The following is a 26120-nucleotide window of genomic DNA, read 5'->3' on the forward strand; positions in this document are numbered from 1 at the left end:
TATCCGTATAGTTGATTTTTTCTTCTCTGAATTCGTAAAGTTTTTGTGCATATATTTTTTTAGAAACTACGAGAAGCCTTTCGCTAATCCGCCATGACCTGGCAACACACAATCTATTTGAGTAATTGAGAAATTCTAAAACTGCCTCCTGATGACTAGTTAGCCCGTCATACTCTTCTTCCTTGAAAAAAGCATACCGTAACACGGTCCAAGCACGCTCCAAATAAAAATCAATACTTTCTTTTTCTAATAGTTCCATCTTTTCTCTCCTTGTGTTCTTCTAACGGCACTCCTGATACACCAACAAATCTGACCCTTTCATCTGCTACGTCAATACATGTTTCTCTCGAATTTTATTTATCCATTTTTATTTTATCGCAACTATCAAGGCTTCTATTCCTATTATTTCTTTTTGAAGAAAAGATAGTTCTTGACTCATGGGAATCGCTGGATTTGTAAAAAAAGGTTGTGAAATCAGCGCCTTGGCTTAAGTATTAGAAAAGCAAAACAGCAAAATATAAGGAGCTATTTTACCGTTTTTTGAACTAATACCAAAGGGTAGCTGATTGCACAACGTGTCTTTTTATAGTATAAAATTTTAGACAAATACATGATGTAAAAATAAATTTCGCAAAAAAACTTAACAACTTTCGAAAACTTTCGTCACAAAATATTCACAACTAATGACTATTATATAAGCATACCAACAAACAACCCTAACAACACTTTTTCATTTTTAACTCCTTATCCTGCTAGCTCCCCGGCTAGCAGGACCTTTTTTTATCAAAAAAACTTGTCCCATACAATCGATTCAACTAATCAACCGAATGCTGTCATGCTGTGATACTCATCGTAAAACGTTTCGTTTTATCGGTATCCGCTTAAAGCATTCGGTTATTTTTGATTAGTAATGATTGATGGTACAAGCTCATACGTGCTTTTCTATCTGGTATAAATTATTTTGATAACCGTTCCTGTTCTCCTGCTGGCGAAAGGATTGTTATTTTTTCAATTTGTTCTACGGGAACCATGCGGATCTGCTGCTCTTCGTTTTGTAGGCGGATCATTACTCGGTCTTTTTCGACCGTTTTTGTCGCCACCCAACCTGAGATCGTTTCATACTTGCTACTCAAACGATTCGCTCTTACTTGTAAGATAACTAGACTATGTTCAGTCGCAGCTGTTTGCAGCTCAAGAATAAACTTTCCTTGCAATCGTACATTCTTAGCATGTTCTTCAGTGTCATTTACAAAAGAATCAAAAAGTTGATACGAGGTATGAGTAACTAACTTCGTAAGCTTCTTCATTGGTGATACTGTCTCTTCGTTCATCGAATGCACTCCTCCTTTAGCTAAGAAAGTGTTACTTAATTAATCTTATTTTACCTAACATTTTACAAAAAAACAAGGAAATGCTCTAACGTCTCTAAAAAAAGAAAGCGCTGATTTTAGAAACTGTTTGTTATTTTATTTTCATCCATCCAAATGTTCCACCAATGATCTAACCCTTCTGTGATCAATTGATATGTCTCATCAAAGTTATTGGTATAGTATGGATCGGGAACATTTTCTTTTTCTTTTCCAGGGATGCTACTTAAAAACAAATGGATTTTTTCCTGTGCTGAGCGTGGTGCTCTTCTTTTCAGTTCTTCTACATTTTCTTGATCCATGCCAATGATACAATCAAAAGTTTCAAAATCGTGGGGTGTGATTTGACGAGCAACCATATTCGTCATATCCACATTTTCTTGGTTCAATATTTTTTTCGTTCCAGGGTGCGGTGTCTTTCCAACTTCATACGTACTTGTAGCAGCAGAATCCACAAAAAATTCTGCTTCCTTTCCTTCTGATGCTATTCGTTTCTTCAACAAGCCTTCTGCCATTGGTGAACGGCAAATATTTCCCAAACAAACAAATAAAATTTTTGTCATTTTCCCATCTCCTTTTAACGATCATGGCTTTTTCAACGAAAGATTATTTCTATTACTGTTCTTCCAACTCTTCTTTTGCATAAAGACGATAAGAGTATAATTCCGTATCCTTGGCTAAACGGAAAAGCTGCATAGCGATTTCCATCGGTGTTTCTTCATATTCATTCGTGATCCAATTGACTAACACGCCGCTGCAACCGTAAGAAAAAAAACGAGCATAAAATAGTTTATCTTTTGCAGAAAGCTGTCTTTCTTCATCCATTTGCTCAAAAATCTTGATAAAAGATTTTTGGATTAGTTGAGAAAATTCTTTTTGTAAAATTTCTTGGTCAGAAAGCACAGTATTTGCGTAAAACTCTTTCTTTTCAGCAATTGCTTTCAGCATTTTCAATGCTTGCTCTTCCCAATTATCAAGAGTAAGACATTGCGGGTCTAAATAATGCAAGGCATCCTCACAATAGACCCAACGAAGCAAATCGTATTTATCTGTAAAATGATAATAAAATGTTTGACGATTGATTTTTGCTTCATTTGCGATTTTTTGGACGCTGATTTTTCGAAAAGATTGTGTTTGGCACAAATCAATCAATACGTTTTTGATCAATTGTTTCGTACGTGTTGTATCACTCATTCATTTTCCTCCAATCTAAAAGCAAAAATCACATATGATAGTCGTAGCCGAAATGTTCATAAGCATAAGCCGTAGCCATTCGCCCTCTAGGTGTACGCTTTAAAAATCCTTTTTGGATCAAGTACGGTTCATACATATCTTCGACTGTTTCTCGTTCTTCTCCTATATTTACGGAAAGCGTGCTTAATCCTACGGGTCCGCCGCCATATAATTCGATCATCGTCCGTAACAATTTCTGGTCAACATAATCCAAACCAGCTTGATCGACTTGTAGCAAAGTAAGCGCCTGATCTGCTATAGGACGATCGATTTTCCCGTCTCCTTGAACTTGCGCAAAATCACGAACCCGTTTGAGTAAGCGATTCGCGATTCTAGGCGTTCCTCGCGATCGGCGAGCAATTTCCAATGCCCCTTCTTCAATGATCTCTGTTTGAAAAATATCCGAAGAACGTAAAACGATCTCCTGCAGTTCCTGTTCGTCATAATATTCCATATGTGAAATGATGCCAAATCGATCGCGTAAAGGTGCAGAAAGCATACCTGCTCGCGTCGTCGCCCCAATCAAAGTAAAGGGAGGAAGAGGGAAATGGACCGGATGTGCGGTTGGTCCTTGTCCTACCATGATGTCTACATAAAAATCTTCCATGGCCGAATAAAGCATCTCTTCTACTACTCTAGGCAATCGATGGATCTCATCGATAAATAGGACATCCCCTGCTTCCAGTTCATTCAAGATCGCTACTAAATCACCCGGACGTTCGATAGCGGGGCCGCTTGTCGTACGAATGTTCACAGTCATCTCATTAGCAATGACCATAGCCATCGTCGTTTTCCCTAATCCAGGAGGCCCATACAACAGAACATGATCTAATGGTTCTTCCCGATTTCTGGCAGCTTCGATGTAGATCTGAAGTTCTTGTTTGACTTTTCTCTGCCCGATATACTGAGAAAGCAACTGCGGACGAAGAGATTTTTCCAAACTCAGTTCATTTTCGCCAGTTTCTGGTGATAACAAGTATTCATCTGTCATTTGGTCTCCTCCTTATTTTTTCATCATCAGCTTGAGTGCTTGGCGTAAATACTCATCTGTTGTCTGATTGTCGACTTCTTTTAATTGTTTTTCTACACGTTTGATTTCTCTATCACTGTAACCAAGAGCTGAGAGAGCCTCCATTGCTTCAGATAGAGCGGTAGCGTCTTTTGTATTTGCTTCATCGAATAGACTGAAGGGCGTATCGATACTCAGCTCACCAAATTTTCCTTTTAGATCCAAGATCATTTGTTGCGCCGTCTTCTTCCCTACCCCTGGAAATTTTGTCAAATAAGTGACATCACTGGATTCCACTGCTTGGATCAAACCGGAGTGGTCTTCACTTGCCATGATCGCAAGAGCACTTTTTGGACCGATTCCTGAAACACTGACTAATCGCAAAAACAGTTGTTTTTCTTCTAAAGAATCAAATCCATACAAAAGATGCGCATCTTCGCGGATCACCTGATGGACATAAATTTTTATTTTTTGATTTAGTTTGCTGCTGTAGCGGTAAGGATTTCCTAGTGCGATCTGGTAGCCGATACCATTGGTTTCTACTACTATGTAATAGGGGTTGATAAAGGTAACCACACCTGTCAGATATTCATACATATTCTAGTCCTCTTTCTTTTGCACACATACGTTCCCTTTATTGTAGCACATTTCACCTTGTGAAAAAAGGAGTCTGGGGAGCGTTTCTTTCAAATAGCAATCGCTTGAATAAAAAAGAGCGGACGATCGAGTGAAGCCCCGTATTGTACCGCTCTTTTTGTATTTTCATTATTCTACCAGTGATTTGTATTCGCCATAACCGAGTTCATCCATCTTTTCATAGGGAATGAATTTTAGTGAGGCAGAATTGATGCAGTAACGCAGACCGCCTTTATCTACTGGGCCATCGGTAAATACATGCCCGAGATGAGAGTTTGCTTCTTTGCTTCGAACTTCTATTCGATGCATGCCATGAGAAAAATCGGCTTTTTCGCGTACTTGTCTTTTCGCTATTGGTTTGCTGAATGATGGCCAGCCACAACCAGCGTCATATTTTTCCGCAGAGCTAAATAACGGTTCGCCGCTGACGATATCGACGTAGATCCCTTTTTCGTAAAAATCATCGTATTTTCCGGTAAATGGACGTTCTGTTGCATTTTCTTGTGTGACTGCATAAGCCATCGGTGATAATTTTTCTTTCAGTTCTTCTTTTTCTGGTCTTGTTGGTTTATCCATTAAAAATGCCCCCTTTGTGATCCTATCATAGCGCCAAAGCAGACAGATGCCAACAATTTGCTTTCTTTCGAAACATTTACACTTTTCGGCGCCGGGCAAACTCAACGAAACGGAATTTATCTAATCGGTGTACCGACTCAGAATACTCAAAACAGCGGGTATCTTCCAAATGAACAAGACTTCTGACGACCACTGCGTAAGTGTCATCGTGAAGATCCATCGTTGTTTTCATGATATCTGTTACTTCTTCTACTGTGATTTCCTTTTGTGCGTAAGCAATCGTTAAAGAAAGCTCATTTTCAAAATATTCATAGATCGATCCTTGTGCTTGTACTGGGGTTAAATGAGGAACGATCTCCTTTAATAGATAATCAGTATCTAATATAACCACTTCACCATCGATTTTTCTTTCGCGTATCAAATGCCAGACAGGTGCACCAATCTCCCAGCCAGTAATCTCATTCAGTGCTTTTGTTACTTCTGTTTCTTCTAACGTATGAACGATCGTTTCACTTGGAATACGTTGGGTTTCCTGTAGCTCTTTATAGCTTGTCAGTCCAGAAATAGGAAAATCAAAGCGGTTTCGATCTAGTACGATCGACCCTTTTCCTTGTTTTTTTTGAATATATCCTTCCGTCGTCAAAAGATTCAGTGCTTTTCTAATTGTTTCTCGTGAAACACCGTAGATTTTGATCAATTGGTTCTCACTAGGCAAAAGCGAATGCGGAGGATATTCTTTCGCTAAAATTTTCTGTTCCAAATCTAAAAAAATTTCATTGAACTTGTTCATGTTTTTTCCCTCACTCGTTCTTCCATCATTTCTTCACTATACTACAGCTCTTTTTGTATTTCAATGTTCCTCTTTTTAAGAAAAGCTTATTTTATGCTTTTTAAAACGATATCATTTTTCTGGATGTTTTTGAATAAAACGCTTGCAATTCTTCCTAAAAAAAAGTATAGTAAACGAAGAAGTAACTTGCATAGACAAGTTAAAAGAAAGGGGTTTATTGATATGGCAAAGTATCAAGCAGATGCCGAGAAACTGCTACATGATATCGGCGGAAAAGAAAATATTGCTGCAGTTAGTCATTGTGCAACTCGTATGCGTTTCGTCCTAAATGATCCTGGAAAAGCAGATCAAAAAGCAATCGAAGATATTCCTAGCGTGAAAGGGATGTTCACGAATGCTGGGCAGTTCCAAGTCATCATAGGAAATGATGTTTCTACTTTTTATAACGACTTCGTTGCAGTATCCGGCGTTGAAGGGGTTTCCAAAGAACAAGGAAAAGCAGCAGCAAAACAAAACCTTCATCCCGTACAACGCGCCATTGCCGTCTTGGCAGAAATCTTTACACCACTGATTCCTGCAATTATCGTCGGCGGATTGATCCTTGGGTTCAGAAATGTACTTGAAGGTATCCAGTTTGAAAGTCTTGGTGGAACGATCGTTGAACACTCGCAATTTTGGAATGGCGTCAATGCCTTTTTATGGCTGCCAGGTGAAGCAATTTTCCATTTTCTTCCAGTAGGTATCACTTGGAGTATTGCGAAAAAGATGGGTACTACACAAATATTAGGAATCGTTTTAGGAATTACATTAGTTTCTCCGCAATTATTAAATGCTTATAGTGTAGCTTCCACAGCCGCAGCAGATATTCCATTTTGGGATTTTGGTTTTGCTCAAGTCCAAATGATTGGTTATCAAGCACAAGTTATTCCAGCTATGCTGGCAGGGTTTATGTTAGCGTATCTAGAGATTTTCTTCCGCAAATATATCCCTCAGTCGATCTCAATGATCTTTGTTCCATTGTTTTCATTGTTACCAACTGTTTTAGCTGCTCACGTTATTTTAGGTCCTATCGGCTGGACAGTCGGAAGCTGGATTTCAACTATCGTAAATACCGGGTTGACGTCTTCTATCAGCTGGTTGTTTAGTGCTGTATTCGGGTTCCTGTATGCACCTTTAGTAATTACTGGTCTCCACCATATGACCAATGCGATTGATATGCAGCTGATTGCAGATTTCGGATCAACGAATTTATGGCCGATGATTGCTTTGTCAAATATCGCCCAAGGCTCTGCAGTCTTAGCCATCGTCTTCTTGCATCGTGGGAACAAAAAAGAAGAACAAATCTCGATTCCAGCAATGATTTCTTGTTACTTAGGTGTAACTGAACCTGCTATGTTCGGAATCAATTTGAAATACGTCTATCCTTTCGTCGCAGCAATGGTCGGTTCTGGATTAGCTGGCATGTTTGCCAACTTGATGGATGTTCGAGCAAACGCGATCGGAGTAGGTGGTTTACCAGGAATACTAGCCATCCAAGCAGAAACATGGGTACCTTTCATCATCGCAATGATCATCGCTATCATCATTCCATTTGGCTTGACGATCGTCTTTAGACGTCAGGGAATCTTGAATAAGATTGATCCTGCTGTTCCTGAAAATGCTGCTGATGTACAGCTTCAAACAGCGAATGGCGCAACAGCAACACCACAGTCTTTCGAACCTGTTTCAGCAACTGGTACGGCAGTTGCAACAAAAGAAACATTATTCGCAGTGGCTGCTGGGAACATCAAGGAAATTACTGAAGTAAATGACCCAGTTTTCTCACAAAAAATGATGGGTGACGGTTATGCTGTCGAACCGTCAAACGGCAAAGTCTATGCACCAGTAAATGGTAAAGTGACGAGCGTCTTTGAAACAAAACATGCCATTGGTATTCTTTCTGATGAGGGGCTGGAAGTACTTGTTCACATGGGATTAGATACCGTTGAACTAAAAGGCGTTCCTTTCACTGTATTCGTGAAAGAAGGAGATCTTGTCACACCAGAAACTCTGATTGCTGAAATGGATTTGCCAGAAATAGAACAAGCTGGTAAGAAAACTGACATTATTGTTGCTTTAACTAATAACGAAAAAGTTGCTGGTCTATCCCTTGACCAATCAGGACTTGTTCGCCCAGGCGAAGCAGTCGGTAACGCTGAAGTAAAATCTTAATCAGAGTAGATAAGTAATCTTTTCAATAAAAAAGCGGGCTATCATGGATTTTCAATCGAAAATCAGATAGTCCGCTTTTTTGTTTAATTGAATGTTTTCAGTGCCTGATTGACAGCACCAATCGGAAACCCTACGATACTGTAGTAATCTCCAGAAATTTCTTTGACGAATACACTTGCAGCATTTTGGATGCCGTATGCCCCTGCTTTATCCGCATAGTCTCCCGTCTCCAAGTAACGATTGATTTATTCATCTGTCAGTGGGTAAAAAGTGACATGTGCTTCTGCTAGTATTCGTTCTTCTCGCTCCTTTGTTTTTAAAACAACTGCTGTGTATACAGTATGTGTTTCCCCGCTTAATTTTTTCAACATGACTTCAGCCTCAGCCATATCTTCTGGTTTACCCATGATCTCCTGGTTGAGAACAACAGTCGTGTCACTAGCAATCACTAAGCTGTCTTTCTTTTCTTTTTGTTCCCAAACAGTTCGTGCTTTTTCTTCAGCCATTCTGCGTACATAATCGAGCAGTTCGTCTGGAAATGGCGTTTCATCAATATCAGCAGGTTCGATCTCGAATTCTGAAACGATGTGAGCCAATAACTCTTTTCTTCTTGGTGATTGGGATGCTAGTATAATCTTCATGTTTCCCTCTTCTCTCTGACTTAATGCGGGTCTTGGATCCGTTTGAACATTCTTTCCATATCCGAGTTGGTAAAGTGAATCAATACTGGGCGGCCATGGGGACAATTGAACGGATTTTCGCATTGTGCTAAATCTTTCAGCAGCACACGTGCTTGTGCTTCATTCAAATAATGGTTGGCTTTGATCGATCGTTTACAGCTCATCATGATTGCTGTTGCTTCACGGAATTTTTTTACGCTCACACTTCCTGTCGTCAGTAGCATGTCGATCATCTCGCGAATAATCGATTCTTCTTCACCATTGGGATACCAAGTAGGATGAGCTCGTACAATAAAGCTGTTTTGACCAAATTCTTCTAAATAAATCCCTGCGTCTTCTAGCAAATGCTTTTGCTCTTTTAGTTTCAAAGCATCACTGTTTGGATAGTCCAACACAAATGGAACAAGCAATTCTTGCAGATCATCAGATACTTCCCCAATTTTTTCCCGAAAATATTCATATTTGATACGCTCTTGAGCAGCATGCTGATCGATGATGTACAATCCGTCGCTACTTTGGGCAAAAAGATACGTTCCGTGCATCTGTCCAAAATATTCCAATTGAGGAAAACGTTGAACTGGTTTTTCCGTTTCTAGTTTCTTGATCGCTTGTTCTAATGTTTTGTCGTTTCCTTGAGTGAAATCAAATTCAGGATGGAGTGTCAATTCTTCCTCGTAACTCTGTTCATCCTCTTCCAAGGATATATCTATTTGTTCTTTATTTGTTTCTTCCGTGTTATCCACAGTAGGAATTTCTTTCTTTTCAGATTTTTCCACTGTTTTTTCTACAAAGTTATCAACATTTTCACCAAACTTATCCACCGTTTTCGCTGTTTTTTCTGGATAACTGGTGTTTTCTTCGGAAAAACCAGAAAAGTTTTCAACATTTTCCACAGACTTATCAACAGATCTGTCAACAAATGTGCTCTTTGGTTCTTCTACAAAAAAGGTTCCTGTCTCTCGGTCAAAATTCAAACTACTTGGCTTTTTAGGTTTTTCTTCTTCAAAAGCGTAGGACAAATCGATTTCGATTTGTTCCGTTTTAGGCTGATCTGGTACTTTTTTCTTGAACCGTAGATTATCCGCGGCACTTGGGATCAGGTTTTCTTGGGACAATGCTTTTTGAATGGCGTTACTAATTAGCTCTGTTAGTTCTTTTTCCTTCGACAACCGGACTTCCTGCTTCGTCGGATGGACATTTACATCGACTAAAAGCGGGTCCATCTTGATTTCCAATATAGCAATAGGAAAACGGCCGACCATTAATTTTGATCCATAACCTGCAACGATTGCTTTATTTAAGGAAAAATTCTTGATAAAACGTCCATTGATGATCGTCGATAAGTAATTCCGACTGGCACGAGTCACCTCTGGCAATGAAACATAACCAAATAACTCAAAATCTAGATCTTTTCCTTCGATTTTCAACATTTTTTTAGCGGTAGATAATCCGTAGATTCCCGCAATCGTTTGTTTCAGATCGCCATTTCCAGCAGTTGCCAACATTTTGTTTCCATCATGTACTAAACGAAAAGCGATTGATGGGTGACTTAATGCCAGACGATTGACGATGTCCCCGATGTTCGCTAATTCTGTGTGCAGTGTTTTCACGTATTTCAAGCGGGCTGGCGTATTGAAGAACAGGTTGCTGACGGTAATCTTCGTTCCTTGACGCAGAGGCGCTGGCCGATGCTCCAAGACCTCACCGCCTTTGAGCGAAAGATAAGTACCTTGTTTTTCTTCCTGATTCGCCGTTTCCAGAGTCATTTCAGAAACAGAGGCAATACTTGGCAAAGCTTCCCCTCGAAAGCCCAGCGTTCGTATGCGAAAAAGATCATCGCGATTATGGATCTTACTTGTCGCATGCCGCTTGAAGGCATTCTCTACGTCGTCTGCCAAAATGCCTTCTCCGTTATCAATCACTTGGATCGTCCGCAGTCCCGCTTCTTCAACTAAGATATCGATCTGAGTACTACCGGCGTCAATTGCATTTTCCACTAATTCTTTCACGACGGAAGCTGGTCGTTCCACTACTTCTCCCGCAGCGATCTGATTAGCTAAACGTTCAGATAATTCTTGGATTTTGGCCATCGATATCCGCCTTCTTCCTACAGTTGTTTTTGTAATTCATATAATGTGTTTAGTGCATCCATTGGCGTCATTTCTAGTAAATTTATTTGCTTCAGTGATTCAATGACTTCTGTTTCATTTTCGGATAATTCACCGAATAAAGAAAGTTGTTGGTTTTCTTCTTTGACACTGTCTTGTATAGGGTCTTGGTTTACTTTTTCTTCAGGTGGTTTTATTTGCTCCTGTTTGGCTGTTTTAGTCTTCTCTTCTATTTCAGCTGGAACAGTATGGTGTCCGTTATCGCCATTTTCTAGCGTATGCAGGATATCTGCTGCTCGCTCTAGTAGATTGGCAGGCAATCCTGCGATTTTTGCCACATGTATACCATAGCTTTTATCCGCAGGTCCATCCATCATTTTATGCAAGAAGACAACTTCTCCGTCTTTTTCAACAGCTCCAACATGGACATTTTTAAGCTGCGGAAGTTCTTTTTCAAGTACCGTCAGTTCATGATAATGGGTAGAAAAGAGTGTTTTTGCTTGTACATGACGATGGATATATTCGATGATTGCTTGGGCCAACGCCATTCCGTCATAGGTTGCTGTTCCTCGCCCGAGTTCGTCAAACAAAATCAAACTATTTGGCGTAGCATAACGCAAGGCTTGATTGGCTTCCATCATCTCTACCATAAAAGTACTTTGTCCAGCAATTAAGTCGTCACTTGCACCAATTCGGGTAAAAATCCGATCAAAAATAGGTAAAACTGCTTGTTTTGCCGGAACGAAACAGCCCATTTGCGCCATCAGAACAGTTAATGCCAACTGGCGCATATACGTACTTTTACCAGACATATTCGGTCCTGTGATCAGCAAGATCATTTCGTCTTCTGCCATTTCTACGCTGTTAGGGATATATTCCTGATGTCCTAATACTTTTTCTACTACAGGATGTCGCCCGTCTTTGATCAGAAGCTGATGCTTGTCACTGACAAGTTCTGGACGAACATACTGATAGCGTTCGCTGATCGTTGCAAAACTTTGTAGCACATCTGCTGCGCTGATTGCTTTTGCAAGTACTTGTAGCGGCTGGATAGCCTTTTTGACTTCTTCTCTCACAGCTAAAAACAACTGATATTCTAAATCAACAGATTTTTCTTCTGCTTCGAGGATTTGTGTCTCCAATTCTTTTAGTTCTGGTGTGATGAAACGCTCTGCATTTGCTAAGGTTTGTTTTCGTTCATACTTCTCCAGCTCTGCATTTCCAAGATTTGCTTTTGTGATTTCTATATAATAACCGAAAACGCGGTTAAATCCGATTTTTAAGTTCTTGATTCCTGTTTCTTGACGCTCTTTTGCTTCAAGTTCTGCTAGCCACTTCTTTCCGTTTCTCATAGCAGAACGGTACGTATCGAGCTGCTCATTGAATCCATCTTTGATGATGTTTCCTTCCGTTATTTGTAACGGCGGATCATCTTGGATAGCTTGGTCAATCAATTGGACGAGATGGTCCATCGGTTGCATTTCTGAAAGCAGACTTTGCCATTGACCTTGATCGATTCCTTCAATCAACCCTCTGATCATTGGCACTTGTTCTAAAGAAGTTTTCAACTGGATCAAGTCTCGCCCATTGACATTACCGAAAGCTACTCGACCTGCTAGGCGTTCCAGATCATAGACTTTCGTTAATGCTGACTGCAAATCGATACGTTCAAAATAACTGTCTAGCAAAGAAGCGACCATTTCTTGTCTTGCTTTAATTTGTTTTGCCTGGATAAGCGGACGGTCTAGCCATTGTTTTAATAAGCGGCCGCCCATTGCTGTTTTTGTTTCATCTAATAACCATAGAAGAGTGCCGTGCTTTTTCCCAGTCCGAATAGATTGGCTTAATTCTAGGTTGAATTTTGAATAATAATCCATTTTTAAAAAATGATCTGGCTGGTATTCTACTGCTTTTTGGATATGCGCTAAACTCCGCTTTTGTGTTACCGCTAAATAAGTCAATAGTTTGCCGGTTGCTTCTTTTTCCAGCGGATCGACTAGTTCGCTTGTCAAAAAGCTAAATTCCGCGTTTTCTTCCATCTCATTTTGTTGAGAAAAGACTAGCCCTAAACGCCCGCTTAGCTGTTCACGAAGGGTATCAGTGATCTCACTGCCTAATACGAGTTCTTTTGTCTGCAATGCAGAGGCTTCATTTAAAACAGCTTCTTCATCATGCAACCGAGCCGTCTTCAATTCTCCCGTACTTAGATCGGCATAAGCAAAGCCAAATTCATTTCCTTGACTAACTACAGCTGTTAAAAAATTGTTGTCTTTTGCCGACAATCCTTTGCTGTCCATGACTGTACCAGGAGTGACTAGCTGGATCACTTCGCGCTTGACCATCCCTTTAGTCGTCTTTGGATCTTCTACCTGCTCGCAAATCGCTACTTTATAGCCTTTTTCAATCAAGGCATCGATATATCCTTGTGCTGCATGGTGAGGGACACCGCACATAGGAATAGGTTCTTCTGCATTTCGATTTCTGCTCGTCAACGTTAATTCCAAAAGCTGTGATGCCTTGATCGCATCTTCATAAAATAATTCATAAAAGTCTCCTAAACGATAGAACAAAAAAGCATCTTGGTATTGTGCCTTGATGCTTAGATATTGTTCCATCATAGGAGTGTTTTTAGTTTTTTGAGGCATGTTTTTCCTCCTCTATTTGTCCATTAATTTCTTCTTGTATCATCGTTGTTAAATGATGAAGCAGATCATCTGCTTCCAACAGCTGTTTTCTATAAGCTATAACAAGCGGATGCTGATCAAATTCTTTCATGAATTGATCCGCTCGCTTGATTGCTTCTTGTTCTGCTGCTGGTTTGTCATAGTGGGCAAAATGAACAGCTTCTTTTTGCGCTTGTTTGATTTTCTCTCTCAACTCAGTTAAATACTGGTTTTGATGGATCTTTTCTTCAAGTTCTTTGTAGCGAATGATCGTTTCATTTTCTCTTAAAAGTTTTGTCAGTTTCCTTACTTCTTTTTGAATTTCCGGCTCCTGCTGCAAAAAACTGCCTCTCTTTCTACTCCATGAACGGTCGATCCTCATTGATTTGAATCAGCTGGATTTCTTTTGCATGACCTGTCGTATCATCCAATTCTAAGATACAGCCGCTTAAAATCGATCGGCCTTGTTCGACAACTTCAAAACGTTTTGGTAATGCGGTCAGAAACTTTTCGATCACAGGTTCTCTGCGCATACCCAAAATACCATCATAGGGTCCTGTCATCCCAACGTCTGTCAGATACGCTGTGCCTTTTGGCAAAATTCGCGCATCATTTGTCTGGACATGTGTATGTGTACCGACCACTGCTGAAACTTTCCCATCTAAAAACCAGCCCATCGCTTGTTTTTCACTTGTTGTTTCTCCATGAAAATCTACAAAAATGATTGGCGTACGTTTTCTAGCTTCTTCTACTAGTTCCTTCATTTTACGAAAAGGATCATCCAAGTCCACCATGAAAGAACGAGCTTGCATGTTGATTACTGCCAATTCGATCTGATTCACTTTGACAAAGACCATCCCTTGTCCAGGCGTCCCTTCCGGAAAATTTGCCGGCCGAACCATCTTTTTGGCTTCATTTACAAACTCAAAGATCCCGCGGTTGTCCCACGTATGATTTCCCATCGTCACGACGTCTACACCGTCTTGCAAAAATTTTTTATAGATTTTTTCTGTGATTCCACGTCCAGAAGCGGCATTCTCACCATTTACGATCGTTACTTGCGGACGATACTTCTTCTTCAACCTAGGAAGATATTCAGTAATCATCTCTCGTCCCATTGAACCTACTACATCACCAATAAACAATACCCGCACACTAAATTCCTCTTCTCTTTTAACATCACTCTATATTATAGTTGTTTTCAATAAGAAAGAAAAGGTCAAACAAAAGGAACTCTTTCTTGATATTTCTTAGATTTGAAAAATAAAATAAAGAAATGGGGCTGTGGCAAAAATCTTGTCACAGTCCCATTTCCCGAATAAACGTTGTTCCATCTGCTGCTTCTTCAGAAATAAGCCGAAATTTTTCAAAAATTTGAGAAGCAATTTTCATAAATCCCTTCTTATTACTTGAAACTGATCACTTCTGTCACGCCATCTTCCTTAAACGGTGTTCAAAAGCTTTCATCTGCGGTAATAAGCCCAGCCAAACGAAAAATAGGAGGAGCTATTTTTGTTTGGCTGTTCTTATTACTTGATGCAGAACAGCTTTTTCACAACCTCTTTTAAATCACACTTAACTCTTTCAATGCCTTCCAGATACCATCTTGATCATTTGTATCAGTGACCATCTTGGCTTCTGCTTGTACTTCTGGCACAGCATTCCCCATAGCTATTCCGATTCCTGACATACGCAACATTTCACGGTCGTTTTGTCCGTCACCAAAGCTGATAATATCTTCATGCGGGATGCCTACTTGTTCTGCTAAGTGTAGGATCGTCGCCGCTTTAGAACCGTTTTGGGGAACGACATCTACACTGTTCTCATGCCAGCGGACAAATCGAATCTTATCATATGAGGAGAATTTTCCATCATATGTTTGATCGAAAAATGCTAACGCTTGATAGATTTCTTGTTCCTCTGCAAAAAACTGATCTAGTTCAGGCAAGACAGCACCGAAAGAATGCATCGCCTCTTCCATCACCGTTACATCATTGGAAGAAGAACGTTTGATATTGTCTAAGCTGACAAAAGCTGTGTCGATCTGTTCATGATGCGCTTCCTCGACGAATGCATCCAACTGTTCGCGATCTAGTAAGTTCTTATATACTTGTTCATGGTCTAAAAAACCGGCCGCTCCATTACATAAAATGTAGTTCGTAAAATCCAGATCTCGAATGACTTCTTGCGCATGGAACCGGCTCCGCCCTGTAGCAATCGTGACCAGATGACCGGCTTTGCGTAATTTTTCCAATGCTTCTCTCGTGCTATCTAAAGCTTGTTTATTTGAATCTAACAACGTTCCATCAATATCAAAAGCAAATAATTTGCGTCTCATCTCTTGTCGTCTCGCTTTCTTATAAATACTTGCTTGCCTCGCGAACAGCTAACTTGCTCAAATCTGTTGTCAGCTGACTTTTTACCCAAGCGGCATCGGTCTTACTATAATCACGCAATGCCCAACCGATTGCTTTTTGGATAAAGAATTCCTTTGTTTGACGGTCTTCGTCTATTGCTCGGATCAATAGTGCTGTGTCTGTTTGCTGTTTATAACCTAATTGCAACGTGATTGCTATTCGACGCAACCAGAAATCTTCCTTTTTTTCGAACAACTGAAAGACTTCTTTACGTTGCTCTGGATGGGCTTTACACCATGTACTGTATACTTTTCTCCAAGAATCGATGCTGTCCCACCATTCTTTTTTCTGGACTAGTGGTAACAATGCAACTATCTCTTCAAAGGTAAGCCGTTTGATGTTTTTTTGGACTAAATCGATCGCCACATACTGATATTCTCTTTCGATTTGTTCATAATAATAATGAACAAAAGCTAAAACTTCAGAAACAGATAAATGTTTGCTTTCATCTAATAACGGCTGTTGCAAAAGAGCGCGTTCCGGCTTAGGTACCCCAGCAAAAGGAAAGAGATTTTTCATGTACTTTTCCATTTGCAGCGCTTTTTCTTCATTTTTTGGAAAAACTAACACTTCCATGGTATTTCCTCCCTTAATGAACGACTTTTTAGTCCACATAGGATGATTTTGATTGATTCAGCCAAGCATAACCCAGTCCCATCACTAAACCGCCACCAATATAATTCCCTGCCAAAGCAAAAAACAAATTATGTAACACATTGCTGGCTGTCATTCCATCCATCTGGCCATGGGAAGCAAAGTAAGCAAGCGTAAAGGCAGGAAAATTCGCTATCACGTGTTCATATCCTAAAAAAGCAAAAATGAAAATAATGAATACGACTGTGATCACTTTCCCAGCATCCTCTTTCATCCGCATGCTGATCAGTACAGCGGTATTGACAACGATATTCGCAAACATCCCTTCCACCAAAATCGTTGTTGCAGGTTTTGCTAGTTTTACTGCCATTGATTCTAACATAAAGTTGTCCAACGTTAAATCTTGAAATGGCGTAGTCATAGAAATAAGAAATCCACATAACATACCGCCAATCATATTGAAAAAAATACAGGCAAATAGAATCTTGGCTGCCTTACTTAAAGCAAGTCTCTGCCGAAAAACACCCACGGTCATATAAAGCATATTCGATGTTCCTAATTCGGCGTTCATGTATAGAATCATGACTAGACCCCAGCTGAACATAAATGCGTATAAAATCTTTCCTAGACCGTGCGCGATATCTTCCCCCTTCATCGCGATCGCAAATGCCACAGCCGTTCCTAAAGTCAAAAACAAACAGGCAAGAACCGCTCGAACAGCGTAACGTGAAAAGCTGTTTTCAAAAAGGTTCGCCTTCTTTTCAATTGAAGCATCGATTTTCTCAAATAATGGTGATACCGGATTCATTGATTTTCTCCTTAAACTTCCTTCACTTTTTTCCATTTGCACATACCTTCTCATTTTATAAAGAGAGCCTAGGTTTGTAAAGCGTTTTTACGTACTAATTATCTTGACATTCATGGATGATCTATCATATACTGTAGTTTGTGTAAAATAATGCAGCAGAAAAATAATAACTCATCCCTAGTTTGTTGCCCCGTCTCGGGTTCGATTGTGTAACCGCGGCTGCAAAGGTGAAGATTGAAGAACAAACTATATGATTATGAATTTTTCAACGGATTATTTTACTCCAAAAACTTATATTCATTGGAGGAAATTTTAATGTCTCGTTATACAGGACCATCATGGAAAATTTCTCGTCGCTTAGGCATCTCATTGTCAGGCACAGGAAAAGAATTAGCACGTCGCCCTTACGCACCAGGTCAACACGGACCTAACAGCCGTGGCAAACAATCAGAATACGGCATGCAATTAACTGAAAAACAAAAACTTCGTCACATGTACGGAATGAACGAACGTCAATTCCGTAACTTGTTCGTAAAAGCTAGCAAAATCAAAGAAGGTAAACATGGTGTTAACTTCATGATCTTACTAGAACAACGTTTAGACAATGTTGTTTACCGTTTAGGACTTGCAACGACTCGTCGTCAAGCACGTCAATTAGTTAACCATGGTCACATTTTAGTTGATGGCAAACGCGTTGATATCCCTTCATACCACGTAGAAGTGGGTCAAGTGATCTCAGTTCGTGAAAAATCACAAAACATCGTAACAGTAAAAGAAGCTGTAGAAGCAACTGTTGGACGTCCAGCATTCGTAAGCTTTGACGCTGAAAAATTGGAAGGTTCATTGACTCGTTTACCAGAACGTGACGAACTATATCCAGAAATCGACGAAGCTCTTGTCGTTGAATACTACAACCAAAGCTTATAATTTCAAAAGCTTTCTTGAAAAAGACCGCTATCTATTGGATAGTTGGTCTTTTTTTTATTTTCTATTTACAAAGCAATCACTTTGTTTTACAATTTCGTTAACCAAATAAAAATATTAAGTTAACGAAAAGAGGTCATTATGAACCGAACATTGAAAGAATTGATACTGGCTGCGGAATTTGCCGCGATTATTTCTGTCCTTTCTCAGATGACCATTCCTTTTGGTTTGGTTCCTTTGACAGGGCAAACATTTGCTATTGGACTGACAGCCACTTTTCTCGGAAGAAAACTGGGATTGATATCGGTTACAGTTTATCTTTTACTGGGTTTGATCGGTCTTCCTGTATTTTCAGGGATGACTGGAGGCATAGCTGTTTTATTTGGTCCAACTGGCGGATATTTGATTGGATTTCTCTTTCAAACATGGCTAACTGGCTGGATGATCGAAAAAACAGACGCTCATTACTTGTACGCAATCTTTGCCAATCTAATGGGCTCTCTTGCCGCCTTAGTCTGTGGGACGATCTGGCTGAAGATAAGTGGCGATCTTACTTTTACAACTGCATTTGCCAGTGGGCTGCTGCCTTTTTTACTGCCGGAAGCAATCAAAGCAATTGGAGCAGCCTATATCGGTGTCTTGATGAAAAAACGGCTAAATCGATTTCTTCGAACGAATTGAGCAAAAAAGCAGCATGGAAGAAGACTCAACATCCGGTCTCTTCCACGCTGCCTTATTTTAATTTAAACAGATCTTTATTTTGTCAAATCTACTTTTTTACCGATCCAATAAATAATTATCCCACCGACAATCATTGATGCCAGTTCTCCTAAAGCAATCACCCACCAATTCAAGAAAAAAGGTAGTTGATATAAAATCGTTAGCTGACCAGCTACTGTAAACATGGAAAAAGCAAATACGCATGCTGTCACAGCCATTTTGATTTTCATGTTTTTGATGCGACTAGTGATTTTATAGTTGATAAGCAATACAATCAGCGTGCTGACGCTTCCTACTACAACATCTATCAGTCCAAGAGGAGAAGCAATATTAGCCAAAGCTACTCCCGCTGTTACCGCGGCGATGTATCTTTTGTTATATAAGGACAGATAGTTGAACATCTCCGAGAGACGAATCTGAATCACTCCAAAGCTAAAAACAGACAAAACCAGCGTCACTGCCACATATAAACCAGTGACTAGCGCCATCCGAGTCACATCTGTCGTTGTCCAGCGTTTGGCTGAACGGGTATTATTTTTTTCCATGTTCTATTTCTCCTTTGCAAGATAATTTTATCTTGGTAATGACTGCGACCAAAGGATGGGAAGAAAATTCCAACTGAAGTGCCGCAGAAGGTTGTGAAAAAGCTACCCTGCAACAAGTAATAAGAATAGTCAAATAAAAATAGCTCCTCCTATTTTTCATTTGGCTGGACTTATTACCGCAGTTGCAAGCTTTTGAACACCGTTTATATCAGAAGGTTTTGAAAAAGCTGTCTGACATCAAATGCCGGGAACAATCATCGACTTTCTTTTATCATCAACCATTTGGTTCTCTCTTTATTTCTTATCATACAGAAGCTTGAAAAAACACAAGGTTATTTTAGCAACCAGCCACCGTCGATTGGAATAATCGTTCCTTGTATATAGCTTGCTTGAGGAGAGGCAAGAAATAATGTCAGCTCCGCTACTTCTTCCGGCTGTGCCCATCGCTTGACTGGTGTTTCATTTGCCACCCACTCTGCCATCTCACCTTTTCCTTCAAAATCAGCCGCATTCATCGGCGTTTGGATGGCTCCTGGAGCAATTCCTTTTACTCGGATCCCCTGCTCCGCGTAATCCAGAGCGAGTTGTTTAGTAAAACCGACGATTGCATGTTTCGCACTTGTATAAGCGATCCCACCTCCGCCAGCAACCAAACCCGCAATCGAAGCCATGTTAATGATTGTTCCGCTTTTTCGACGGATCATATCAGGAAGGATGATGCTTGTTAGATGATACATGCTTTTCACATTCGTTTCATAAATCAGATCCCACAGCGATTCGTCAGTTTCCATCAAGGATTTGTATGCATCTAATACCCCCGCAGTATTCAATAAAATCGTAACTTCACCAAAATGATTTTGGCATTTCGATACCGCTTGTTGGAGTTCTTTCCTCTGTCGGACATCCCCTAGTGCGTAGGCAAAAGTTTCAGGAAATCGAAAAGAAAGTTCTTCCATTTTTCCAAATTTTTGATCTAATCCAAATACAAAGGCATCCTGTTCCAGAAAAGCTTGGGCTTGTGCGGCACCAATACCAGAAGCAGCTCCTGTAATAAATACGACCTGTTTAGCTAAATCTGGATAACGGTTTTTCATTCTACGATCGCCCAATCATCTGCTAAAATATCGCAAACTGTAGGAGCAAAGCTAGAAAAACCTTCATCACTTGTTTTGATCAATAAGTAAGGCGTCACCGGACAGCCATCAAATTCATCATCGGATACGAGAACAACATAAAGCTCAAATCCACTCCATCCTTTACGAATAATCTTTGCACCTTTTTTCAATTCTGGTAAAATTTCTTCAAATGTCATCTTTATTCTCCTTTTTTTATTATTTTTTTGATTGTTTTTGTTTTTGAATCATTTCAAATTTTTGAGATAGCTGAATGTAATCTATCAATTTTAATTCTTCGGTCACAATAAAATAGTCAAGATCCGCCCACGGTTTTCGATGAACTTTACTTGTGGAAATCAGAAGATCCACTTCTCTTCCCCGATAATCCGTTGGTAGAAAAATCAGCTGATAATCATTACGGAAAAACGTCCGTAACCCCTCCTCTAACAGTTGCTCTTCAAATAATGGGAAATCTGTCATCAAAAGGATCGTGATCTTTGGAAGCTGTGGAGTAAAGGCTCCTAATGTTTTAAACACAGTCAGATACCGTCCCATCAAAAACGCATGATTTTTAAACGCTAGATGATTAGGCTGTTTGTGTCTGCTTTCAAAAAAGCGTACTAACCATTGTTTTAATTCTTTGTTTTCAATGACTAAATGATTAATGAAGTCACTACTGTTTCCATCAATCGTTTCTTTTGCGTTAGGAAAAAGATAGGCGAAAAAATGACTACTGAACAAATAGTTTTCTGCCTCAAAGGTCAGATCTTCCGCTGGTAGCTCCTGCTCTTCTTGATAAAGAGAAAGAGCTGCTTTTGCTTCAGAAAGAGCTGCAAAAGGCGGTGTTTCTGCTTGTTGATGAAAATCAAAAATTTTCTTCCGTATCTTAGGATCACTATAATATTCTTCACGCGTCATCAGAACAAGAAACAATGCGCCTAATTCGTCTTCTACTTGAAAATAATTAGGAAATACCGGCTCCATGACTTGGCAGAATCGCTGGAACAACAGATTGTCTGCGATCAGCCCTCTTTTTTTCTCATTCAATACCACATAATGCTTCTGTGATTTTCTTAAAAAAAAGGCACCTAGCATGTATTCCAATCGTCTTTTTTTGATTTCATTCAAACGAACGTTGAAAAAAGCCATGATATGTTCTGCCATATTTTTTACGTCCATTTGAGAAATCGTTTCAAACGGCCAGATTTTCCCTCGAAACAACTGCCAGAATGTCATATGCAAGTAAAGTCGAATGATTTCTTCTTCGCCTTGCGCGATATATGTACCTCGTTGCAGACGAATGCCATAAGTTTGCAGTTGCTGTTTCCATTCATTGATTTTTCGATGAGCAGTGGATTCACTAATGTAATGCTTTTGCGCAAATTGGTAAATTGTGTGGAATTCTTCAAAAAAAATGTCGTGCAGCAGCTGGAATTTCAGCGTACTTTGCACGAGATAGATCAAAAAACGCTCATGTTCGATTGAATCGAGCGTATCATAAAAGTTATAACCAGAACGGTGATTTTTTGTAAACAAAGGGTGCGTCTTACCGCTAAACTGCTGATAGTTTTTAGACAGCTCGTTTAGGTATTTCGACACACTGCGGGCATCCAGCTGAACAACTTGCGCTAATTGTGCAGCAGTATGCCAAGCTTGATCCTCAAAACTTTCTAGGAGGAGAATCTTATAATATAGATCTTTATCAAATTGTTTAAGATACTCGGAAGACAAATACACGTCTTTCCCTCCTTTTTTATGCTAGAACGTTTTGGTTATTGTAGCATAAAATAGTGGTTTTCGCATCAAAACAAGCCAGCAAAAGGCTGAAAGAATAACGGCAGCAACAAAACGGTCAATATCCCATTTACGCATATCGCAAGCCCTGAAATGATCCCTTCTACTTCGCCAATCTCGATTGCTTTTGCTGTACCGATAGCATGAGAAGTACTTCCTAACGCCACACCGCGAGCAACGGGACTTTCGATCTTGAATAAGCGGAAAATATGAGTAGCGATCAGCGAGCCAAAAATACCTGTAGAGACAACAATAGCAAGAGTCACGGCATTCACCCCACCCATCGTATGAGACAAATCGACAGAAATAGCCGTCGTTACAGATTTCGGTAGTAATGAGATGACCATCTCTTTATGAAGAGAGAAGAAATAACCGATCCCTACACTAACCAAGCAATTTGCGACTATCCCTGCCAAAATCGCAGCTATTACAGGATAAAAATTTTCTTTCAACAAACGGAAGTTTTTATAAAGCGGGATGGCAAGTGCCACTGTCGCAGGAGTAATCAGCATAGTCAAAAAATTGCCGCCGATATTATACTCTTTATAGCTGACGCCAGAAAAATGCAGAAATAAGATAATAACAACAATCGATAATACGAGAGGATTCAAAACAGGCAGTTTATATTTCCGCAAAAATTTGTCAGATAATACGTACACTCCTAAAGTCAAACTTAAGCCAAATAATGGATTCACAAAAAACTCAGTCAATTTGATTCTCCTCCATTTCGTTTACAGATACCCTGCTTGCTTTTTTCTTACGGATATAGCCTAGCAAAGCTTCTACCCCTTCTGCCGTTTTTCCCGCTGTGACCATCGTGACGATGGAGCACACGACGACTGCCCCCAGTAAAATAGGCCATATCGAAGCAATGTCATCAAAATATTCCAATAAACCTACACCAGCTGGAACAAATAAAATAGCTAGATTATTCAATAAAAAGTCACCAGTTGCTCCGATTTTTTCAGGATCAACAAGATGCATTTCAAATGCTAAAAATAAAAAAAGAATACCTAAGATACTCCCAGGAATAGGTAAATGAGCAAAAATTCGGATACCTTCTCCTAATACAGAAAAGAAAATAATAATGAAAAACTCTTGAAAAAATTTCATCAAACAACACTCCTTACGTATAGCTTTCATTTTACTAACAAACCTTTTCTGAAAGTTTCAAAACATGCTGTTTCTAAGATACAATTTTTGAGAAAAAAAACGTTTTTTTTTTGGTATATTTATAGTTAAGCTTGGTGATTTGTGGAGAACTTTTAAAAAGAGTTGGAGTTTTACTGTTGGTCTGGTTTCTTATACGTAATGGAAATCATTTTTTTATTCACATTTGTTAAGACTGCAGAAATCCTTCCGACACGAAACACTGCACCGATGCTTTTCGTGTTGATGTTTCTTTTTTTTTGCATTTTTATAACATTTGGAGGTATTTATGGATTACTCACTAATGACCCGTCTTGCGGCGGAAATGATTGGTACAGCATTACTAATCGTGCTAGGTAACGGTGCTGTAGCAAACGTAGATTTAAAAGGTACAAAAGGATATGGCAGCGACTGGATGCTGATTGCTGTCGGATATGGATTTGGGGTTATGATGCCGGCAATGATCTTTGGCGGAATCAGCGGTAACCACATCAACCCAGCATTTACGATTGCCTTAGCGTCTAACGGATTGTTCCCTTGGGCTGAAGTTGTTCCTTATATCATTGCACAATTGATTGGTGCAGCGATCGGACAATTGATCGTAGTGGCTTGTTACAAACCTTACTACGACCAAACAGAAGATGTAAACCATGTGTTAGGTACATTCTCAACAATCAACAGTGTTGGTTCTAAATTCAATGGTTTCGTCAATGAATTCTTTGGTTCATTCGTTTTATTCTTTGGAGCTTTAGGTATTACAAAAGCACCATTCTTCCAAGATAACCTTGGTACAGCTCACTTAGCACTTGGTTTCCTTGTATGGACATTAGTTGCTTCACTTGGTGGTCCTACAGGTCCTGGTCTGAACCCAGCTCGTGACTTTGCACCACGTCTTGTACACGCACTACTTCCATTGAAACATAAAGGTTCTTCTCAATGGGGATATGCATGGGTACCCGTTGTTGCACCTATCTGTGCTGGTGTCGTAGCAGTATTCTTATATAAATTATTATTTATGGCTTAATTAAAAGCTAAATAAAAAAACTTGGTACAGCGATTGCGTACCAAGTTTTTTTATTTTAGAAAAAGCAGGTGGACTTTCTAAAAGAAGTTCACTATTCGATCCTGTCGATGATTTCTTCAGGAAAATCGTCTATTTGCTTGTCAATTTTGCTGTCTTTGTATTTCTCTTCTTGGATAGTCAACAAAATCTTTGTAAGGTTCCCCCAGTCTACTGCTCTTGGCGGATCAAGCCAAACCACTACTTGAGACACACTTTCTTCATATAAATTGTTTCTATTCGTGATTATAACATCCGGAAAATCAGTTTTTCCAGCCTCTATCACTTCCGTATTCAGATTAATGTACAAACTTAAATTTTTCTTGATAAATCGATTATAGGCAGCACCATAGGAAAAATCGATGATGATCTTTACTGGCTCAGAAACTAGTTGAACGGGTATGTGATTGATCAATAACAATAAATAACTGAAAAAAAGAAAAAATTTATCTTGAAGCAACTCTTTGTGTTTTGACATTAGATCATTCATATACTCTAATAGATAGCAATAAAATGTAGGATAGTTTTGATTAAAAAAAGAAATATCTAGTGGAAATTCATCCGATTTATTAAGGGTATAATGCAAAAGTTTAAAATGTATTTTGGTTAACTCATTTTGGATCGATTTTCTCGTTTCTTTCGGTAACCGTTTGAACCGTTTTTCAAAACTTTCAATGAACCGCTCATTCAACCATTCGATTGTTTCATCTTCTTTTTTCCTCAAATACTTTTGATCTAACTTATCATGGAGATAAAGCCACGAGAGGATCTTACAGATAAAAACAACTGATTCTGTCTCCAGTACTCCTTTTAGATAGAAAAATCCTATATCTGAGAAAAATAGCGGCTGATTGTTGACAATATCTAAAGAATCTTCTTGTTCAGACAATAGATTGATTGCTAAAAAGTGGAATAATTTCTTTTTTTCATAAGCGGAAAGAGGATAATACCGATTTAAATTTTTTACCATTTTTTCTGTTTTTATAATTATAGGTAGCGCATACAACTTTTCAACACTTATTTCTGTTGAGTTAAAAAGATTATATAAAAAAAGGCGGATGTTTTTAGGATTTCCTGTCAACTTTCTTTTCTCAAAAAAAAATTTGATACTTTTTTAGATTTCTTTTCAGCCCTTGCAATACTTTATACGCCACAGAATAACTCACATGGTGCTGTTCAGCAAAATTTTCTATTGAGATATATTTTTCCTGAAAGAAAGCCAATACCATTTTCATGGATAAAGAATCTGTTATATAGCGAGATAATAGGGCTTTACTAGAACTTTTACCATTGATTTCCAAACATATCATCAATTCACTAACAGTTAGACGAAAATTTTTCTCTAAATCGAACATTTGTAAATCATGTTTTAGCTTATCGATAGTTTTTTTCAAGAGAAATGTCGATAACGATAGTTTCTCTTGAATATCCGAGATTGATTCTGATAAATTTGAGCTTGCTTCTAAATATTTAAGTAATGAATAACTTCTATAATCTTCCTTGCTTAAAAAAACTCATAATTCATTAGCCATCAGCTCTTTCTACGTATATTGCTGTTTCCATTCCTTCACTGCTACTATCCCTTCTTATTCGTTTATTCGGCCGTTCTTGCTGTTATACCTGTTATAATGATTATATCATTTACTTATAGGCATCTACGCTAATACAAAAGCATTTTATACTATCGAAGGGAGCGTCAATAATTTTGTGTAAATGGTTCT

The 26120-nt window shown here is 39.1% G+C and carries 26 protein-coding genes and 3 pseudogenes; 4 read left to right on the forward strand and 25 right to left on the reverse strand.

Annotated features, from left to right (window positions below; translation table 11 throughout):
- The 8 genes and pseudogenes from HMPREF2961_RS01345 to treR all read right to left on the reverse strand — a co-directional run.
- Nucleotides 1–259: pseudogene (locus tag HMPREF2961_RS01345) on the reverse strand (hypothetical protein); the annotation flags it as partial.
- Nucleotides 260–956: 697 nt separating this feature from the next.
- On the reverse strand, nucleotides 957–1331 hold the full coding sequence (locus HMPREF2961_RS01350) for a hypothetical protein (RefSeq protein WP_002315548.1): 375 nt from the start codon (nucleotides 1329–1331) through the stop codon (nucleotides 957–959).
- Nucleotides 1332–1447: 116 nt separating this feature from the next.
- Nucleotides 1448–1930 (reverse strand): low molecular weight protein-tyrosine-phosphatase, encoded by a 483-nt coding sequence (locus HMPREF2961_RS01355; protein ID WP_070703804.1) that lies wholly within the window; start codon nucleotides 1928–1930, stop codon nucleotides 1448–1450.
- A gap of 52 nt (nucleotides 1931–1982) precedes the next feature.
- On the reverse strand, nucleotides 1983–2561 hold the full coding sequence (locus HMPREF2961_RS01360) for a TetR/AcrR family transcriptional regulator (protein ID WP_002290530.1): 579 nt from the start codon (nucleotides 2559–2561) through the stop codon (nucleotides 1983–1985).
- A gap of 28 nt (nucleotides 2562–2589) precedes the next feature.
- Nucleotides 2590–3591: a Holliday junction branch migration DNA helicase RuvB gene (gene ruvB / locus HMPREF2961_RS01365; RefSeq protein ID WP_002290529.1), complete on the reverse strand. Its 1002-nt coding sequence runs from the start codon at nucleotides 3589–3591 to the stop codon at nucleotides 2590–2592.
- A gap of 12 nt (nucleotides 3592–3603) precedes the next feature.
- Nucleotides 3604–4206, reverse strand: coding sequence for a Holliday junction branch migration protein RuvA (gene ruvA, locus HMPREF2961_RS01370; protein ID WP_002290528.1), 603 nt, complete (start codon nucleotides 4204–4206; stop codon nucleotides 3604–3606).
- A gap of 168 nt (nucleotides 4207–4374) precedes the next feature.
- Nucleotides 4375–4821: a peptide-methionine (R)-S-oxide reductase MsrB gene (msrB, locus tag HMPREF2961_RS01375; protein ID WP_002309788.1), complete on the reverse strand. Its 447-nt coding sequence runs from the start codon at nucleotides 4819–4821 to the stop codon at nucleotides 4375–4377.
- Nucleotides 4822–4897: 76 nt separating this feature from the next.
- Nucleotides 4898–5611 carry a trehalose operon repressor gene (gene treR, locus HMPREF2961_RS01380; protein WP_002290526.1) on the reverse strand — a complete coding sequence of 238 codons (714 nt, stop codon included), beginning with the start codon at nucleotides 5609–5611 and terminating at the stop codon, nucleotides 4898–4900.
- Nucleotides 5612–5833: 222 nt separating this feature from the next.
- Here treR and treP point away from each other — a divergent pair, with 222 nt between their 5' ends.
- A complete protein-coding gene (gene treP / locus HMPREF2961_RS01385; protein WP_002290525.1) occupies nucleotides 5834–7822 on the forward strand; it encodes a PTS system trehalose-specific EIIBC component in 1989 nt (662 codons plus the stop codon).
- A gap of 83 nt (nucleotides 7823–7905) precedes the next feature.
- On the opposite strand, the pseudogene HMPREF2961_RS01390 reads toward treP, so the two are convergent.
- The 8 genes and pseudogenes from HMPREF2961_RS01390 to HMPREF2961_RS01425 all read right to left on the reverse strand — a co-directional run bounded on the left by HMPREF2961_RS01390 (nucleotide 7906) and on the right by HMPREF2961_RS01425 (nucleotide 17146).
- A pseudogene (locus tag HMPREF2961_RS01390) lies at nucleotides 7906–8463 on the reverse strand (nucleoside triphosphate pyrophosphatase).
- Nucleotides 8464–8483: 20 nt separating this feature from the next.
- Nucleotides 8484–10592: a DNA mismatch repair endonuclease MutL gene (mutL, locus tag HMPREF2961_RS01395; RefSeq protein WP_002315546.1), complete on the reverse strand. Its 2109-nt coding sequence runs from the start codon at nucleotides 10590–10592 to the stop codon at nucleotides 8484–8486.
- 17 nt (nucleotides 10593–10609) lie between these two features.
- Nucleotides 10610–13255 (reverse strand): DNA mismatch repair protein MutS, encoded by a 2646-nt coding sequence (mutS, locus tag HMPREF2961_RS01400; RefSeq protein WP_002315545.1) that lies wholly within the window; start codon nucleotides 13253–13255, stop codon nucleotides 10610–10612.
- Nucleotides 13239–13655, reverse strand: a complete 417-nt coding sequence (locus HMPREF2961_RS01405; protein ID WP_016628824.1) for a YlbF family regulator — start codon at nucleotides 13653–13655, stop codon at nucleotides 13239–13241. Before HMPREF2961_RS01405 ends, mutS begins: the two co-directional genes overlap by 17 nt.
- The gene (locus HMPREF2961_RS01410) at nucleotides 13630–14427 is read right to left on the reverse strand and encodes a TIGR00282 family metallophosphoesterase (protein WP_002290518.1); all 798 of its coding nucleotides are present in this window, start codon (nucleotides 14425–14427) and stop codon (nucleotides 13630–13632) included. Before HMPREF2961_RS01410 ends, HMPREF2961_RS01405 begins: the two co-directional genes overlap by 26 nt.
- Before the next feature lie 410 nt (nucleotides 14428–14837).
- Nucleotides 14838–15611: a Cof-type HAD-IIB family hydrolase gene (locus HMPREF2961_RS01415; RefSeq protein ID WP_002315544.1), complete on the reverse strand. Its 774-nt coding sequence runs from the start codon at nucleotides 15609–15611 to the stop codon at nucleotides 14838–14840.
- Nucleotides 15612–15630: 19 nt separating this feature from the next.
- A complete protein-coding gene (locus HMPREF2961_RS01420) occupies nucleotides 15631–16266 on the reverse strand; it encodes a DNA alkylation repair protein (RefSeq protein ID WP_002290514.1) in 636 nt (211 codons plus the stop codon).
- Nucleotides 16267–16294: 28 nt separating this feature from the next.
- Entirely contained in the window at nucleotides 16295–17146 is an 852-nt protein-coding gene (locus tag HMPREF2961_RS01425) for a formate/nitrite transporter family protein (protein WP_174128728.1), read from the reverse strand.
- Nucleotides 17147–17407: 261 nt separating this feature from the next.
- Between HMPREF2961_RS01425 and rpsD the strand changes: the two genes are divergently transcribed.
- Nucleotides 17408–18019, forward strand: coding sequence for a 30S ribosomal protein S4 (gene rpsD / locus HMPREF2961_RS01430; RefSeq protein WP_002294265.1), 612 nt, complete (start codon nucleotides 17408–17410; stop codon nucleotides 18017–18019).
- 138 nt (nucleotides 18020–18157) lie between these two features.
- The gene (locus HMPREF2961_RS01435) at nucleotides 18158–18697 is read left to right on the forward strand and encodes a biotin transporter BioY (protein ID WP_002315542.1); all 540 of its coding nucleotides are present in this window, start codon (nucleotides 18158–18160) and stop codon (nucleotides 18695–18697) included.
- 74 nt (nucleotides 18698–18771) lie between these two features.
- On the opposite strand, the gene HMPREF2961_RS01440 is transcribed toward HMPREF2961_RS01435, so the two are convergent.
- From HMPREF2961_RS01440 to HMPREF2961_RS15550, 7 genes and pseudogenes are all read right to left on the reverse strand, one after another.
- Nucleotides 18772–19281 (reverse strand): QueT transporter family protein, encoded by a 510-nt coding sequence (locus tag HMPREF2961_RS01440; RefSeq protein WP_002290510.1) that lies wholly within the window; start codon nucleotides 19279–19281, stop codon nucleotides 18772–18774.
- Between the two features lie 332 nt (nucleotides 19282–19613).
- Nucleotides 19614–20375 carry a 3-oxoacyl-ACP reductase gene (locus tag HMPREF2961_RS01445; RefSeq protein WP_002290507.1) on the reverse strand — a complete coding sequence of 254 codons (762 nt, stop codon included), beginning with the start codon at nucleotides 20373–20375 and terminating at the stop codon, nucleotides 19614–19616.
- On the reverse strand, nucleotides 20372–20593 hold the full coding sequence (locus tag HMPREF2961_RS01450) for a DUF2829 domain-containing protein (RefSeq protein ID WP_002290506.1): 222 nt from the start codon (nucleotides 20591–20593) through the stop codon (nucleotides 20372–20374). The genes HMPREF2961_RS01445 and HMPREF2961_RS01450 overlap by 4 nt, the downstream gene beginning before the upstream one ends.
- 19 nt (nucleotides 20594–20612) lie before the next feature.
- A pseudogene (locus HMPREF2961_RS01455) lies at nucleotides 20613–22199 on the reverse strand (helix-turn-helix domain-containing protein).
- Nucleotides 22199–22900 (reverse strand): LrgB family protein, encoded by a 702-nt coding sequence (locus HMPREF2961_RS01460; RefSeq protein ID WP_002315539.1) that lies wholly within the window; start codon nucleotides 22898–22900, stop codon nucleotides 22199–22201. The pseudogene HMPREF2961_RS01455 and the gene HMPREF2961_RS01460 overlap by 1 nt, the downstream one beginning before the upstream one ends.
- A complete protein-coding gene (locus tag HMPREF2961_RS01465) occupies nucleotides 22893–23303 on the reverse strand; it encodes a CidA/LrgA family protein (RefSeq protein WP_002315538.1) in 411 nt (136 codons plus the stop codon). The genes HMPREF2961_RS01460 and HMPREF2961_RS01465 overlap by 8 nt, the downstream gene beginning before the upstream one ends.
- A gap of 170 nt (nucleotides 23304–23473) precedes the next feature.
- Nucleotides 23474–23605: a hypothetical protein gene (locus HMPREF2961_RS15550; RefSeq protein WP_016628832.1), complete on the reverse strand. Its 132-nt coding sequence runs from the start codon at nucleotides 23603–23605 to the stop codon at nucleotides 23474–23476.
- A 23-nt stretch (nucleotides 23606–23628) separates the two neighbouring features.
- Between HMPREF2961_RS15550 and HMPREF2961_RS01470 the strand changes: the two genes are divergently transcribed.
- Nucleotides 23629–24363: an MIP/aquaporin family protein gene (locus HMPREF2961_RS01470; protein ID WP_002290500.1), complete on the forward strand. Its 735-nt coding sequence runs from the start codon at nucleotides 23629–23631 to the stop codon at nucleotides 24361–24363.
- A 91-nt stretch (nucleotides 24364–24454) separates the two neighbouring features.
- On the opposite strand, the gene HMPREF2961_RS01475 is transcribed toward HMPREF2961_RS01470, so the two are convergent.
- Both HMPREF2961_RS01475 and HMPREF2961_RS15555 read right to left on the reverse strand, forming a co-directional pair.
- Nucleotides 24455–25369 carry a hypothetical protein gene (locus tag HMPREF2961_RS01475; protein ID WP_127808460.1) on the reverse strand — a complete coding sequence of 305 codons (915 nt, stop codon included), beginning with the start codon at nucleotides 25367–25369 and terminating at the stop codon, nucleotides 24455–24457.
- Nucleotides 25370–25490: 121 nt separating this feature from the next.
- The gene (locus HMPREF2961_RS15555; protein WP_256277953.1) at nucleotides 25491–25754 is read right to left on the reverse strand and encodes a helix-turn-helix domain-containing protein; all 264 of its coding nucleotides are present in this window, start codon (nucleotides 25752–25754) and stop codon (nucleotides 25491–25493) included.
- Nucleotides 25755–26120: the final 366 nt, after the last annotated feature.

The sequence above is a fragment of the Enterococcus sp. HMSC076E04 genome, assembly GCF_001814285.1.
Lineage (GTDB): Bacteria > Bacillota > Bacilli > Lactobacillales > Enterococcaceae > Enterococcus_B > Enterococcus_B lactis.